Genomic DNA, 2,076 nt, shown 5'->3' on the forward strand with positions numbered 1-2,076 from the left:
CCCCCTGCTCTCTCCCCCGGCCCCTCCCTCTGCCCCTCCCTCTTCCTTCTTCGACTCATCACGCACGCAGCACCCCTCACCCGACACCCGACGCCCGACACCCTGAAACGCGAGGACCACCATGTCCGACCACACGAACACCAACGCCGCGAAGACCGCCGTGACCGCCGCGCCGCGCAGCACCGCCGGGCGTCGCCGGGCCCGGCTGCTGATCCCCGCCGCGTTCGCGGTGCTGGCCCTGACCGCCACAGCCTCCGTCACCGCTGTCGCCGCCGCGAACAACTCACCGACGGCCCAGCAGCAGACCACGATCCAGCACACGGCCAACGCGCAGCAGCACCAGGGAAACGCGACGAACGCGAAGAACGCGAAGAAGCCGAAGGCGATGCTCGACGCGTGGCTCCGGCTCTGGAACGGCGACTACGACAAGGCGCAGAGCATCGTCTCGCCCGACATCCGGGTCCACGCCGCCATGATGGACGGCAGCGACAGCAGCTCGATCCGGGGCGCCGAAGGCATGGTGGCCTGGATCAGCCAGACCCGCGCGGCCTTCCCCGACATGCGCTTCAGCGAGGAGGTCCGCCCGCTGGTGGACGGCACGTACGCGTCCGTGCGGTGGACGGTCACCGGCACCTACGCGGGTGGCTTCCCGGGCGCCAAGGCCGAGCCCGGGACCGTGGTGACCTTTACCGGCACCGACACCCTGCGGATGAAGGACGGCAAGTTCGTGGAGTACTGGCTCAACAGCGACATGCTGGACCTGCTCACCCAGCTCCAGGTGGGCTGAAGGGCACGGGAACGGCCCGAGGTCAGCTCCGCTCCGGGTACGGGGCTCACCGGGTACCGGGCTCACCGGGTACGGGGCTCACCGGGTACGGGGCTCACCGGTCCGGAAGATCTCGCGGTTCGCCGGGACACCGATGTCGCGCCAGCGGGGAGGTGGATTCCGCGCGTCGCGTCCGGGGCGGGGTGGTCCATCAGCTGGAAGTGGAGATGGGGCTCGGAGAAGTTGCCCAAGTTCCCGCAGCGGGCCAGAACCTGCCCCTCCCCTACCCGGTCCCCCAGCCGCAACTGGAGGGAGCCGCACTGGAGGTGGGTGTAGCGGAACCACCGATGCTATGGTCCGCACGCGCGTGGCCTTCCACTGCGGAGGGCCTGTCCTGACCATCCATCAAGGAAGGCACGACATGGACAACCGCCCGGTAATCAAGGGAAGTTCACGCACTCTGATCGTGGCGGCCATGGTCGCGGCGCTCACCATGCTCAGCCTGTTCGCAACCGGCGCCGCCCCGGCCCAAGCCGCCACCCATGCCGACTCTCGCGCCGCTGCCCATGCCGACGGCGTGTCGATCGATGTCGGCGGCAGCGGGGACGCCACCTTCATCGCCGACACCTACGGCACCGGCGGCATCACGGACTCCAAGCCCGACAACGTCGCCAGCCTGCCCAACTGGAGCCGTACCGTCAGCCACCCCATACCTGCGGAGATCTGGCACACCGCGCGGCACACCGAGTCCAGCTACTCCGTGCCCGACCTCACCCCGGGCGCGACCTATGAAGTCCGGCTCTACTTCATGGACTGGTACTTCACCCGAGCCCCCAAGCAGCGGATCTTCGACGTCGCCATCAACGGCACGAAAGTGCTGACCGACTTCGACATCAGGGGCACCCTGATCGACGAGGGAGCCGACGGCGCAGCCGCCTTCGGCCTGGAGAAGGACTTCCAGGTCACCGTCCCGGCCGACGGAACGGTCACCCTCGACTTCATCAGGGGCGCCGCGAACCAGCCGCAGATCAACGCCATCGCGATCGTCCCGGCCACCGAGTAACCGCCCCGGACACGGGCCCCACCGGTGGGGCCCGTGTCCGGGGCGGTTACTCGGTGGCCGGGACGATCGCGATGGCGTTGATCTGCGGCTGGTTCGCGGCGCGCCTGATGAAGTCGAGGGTGACCGTTCCGTCGGCCGGGACGGTGACCTGGAAGTCCTTCTCCAGGCCGAAGGCGGCTGCGCCGTCGGCTCCCTCGTCGATCAGGGTGCCCCTGCTGTCGACGTCGGTCAGCACTTTCGTGCCGTT

General features: G+C 69.1%; 3 protein-coding genes and 1 pseudogene. 2 read left to right on the forward strand and 2 right to left on the reverse strand.

Going from position 1 to position 2,076, the window contains the following annotated elements:
* The first annotated feature begins 121 nt into the window (after positions 1–121).
* Positions 122–787 carry an ester cyclase gene (locus DVH02_RS35825; RefSeq protein ID WP_199566530.1) on the forward strand — a complete coding sequence of 222 codons (666 nt, stop codon included), beginning with the start codon at positions 122–124 and terminating at the stop codon, positions 785–787.
* A 78-nt stretch (positions 788–865) separates the two neighbouring features.
* Here the strand turns inward: DVH02_RS35825 and DVH02_RS34600 are convergent.
* Positions 866–1,101 (reverse strand): annotated as a pseudogene (locus DVH02_RS34600) (M23 family metallopeptidase); the annotation flags it as partial.
* A gap of 140 nt (positions 1,102–1,241) precedes the next feature.
* On the opposite strand from DVH02_RS34600, the gene DVH02_RS34605 reads away from it, so the two are divergent.
* Entirely contained in the window at positions 1,242–1,829 is a 588-nt protein-coding gene (locus tag DVH02_RS34605; protein ID WP_158575989.1) for a malectin domain-containing carbohydrate-binding protein, read from the forward strand.
* Between the two features lie 46 nt (positions 1,830–1,875).
* On the opposite strand, the gene DVH02_RS35425 is transcribed toward DVH02_RS34605, so the two are convergent.
* A partial coding sequence (locus DVH02_RS35425; RefSeq protein ID WP_158575990.1) for a hypothetical protein occupies positions 1,876–2,076 on the reverse strand: 201 nt, incomplete at its 5' end.

Origin of the sequence: Streptomyces corynorhini (assembly GCF_003346515.1) — a bacterium.
Lineage (GTDB): Bacteria > Actinomycetota > Actinomycetes > Streptomycetales > Streptomycetaceae > Streptomyces > Streptomyces corynorhini.

What these genes read in the sequence shown, in the direction of transcription:
- DVH02_RS35825 (WP_199566530.1), top strand. Translation starts at nt 122, where the DNA reads ATGTCCGACCACACGAACACCAACGCCGCGAAGACCGCCGTGACCGCC.
- DVH02_RS34605 (WP_158575989.1), top strand. Translation starts at nt 1,242, where the DNA reads ATGGTCGCGGCGCTCACCATGCTCAGCCTGTTCGCAACCGGCGCCGCC.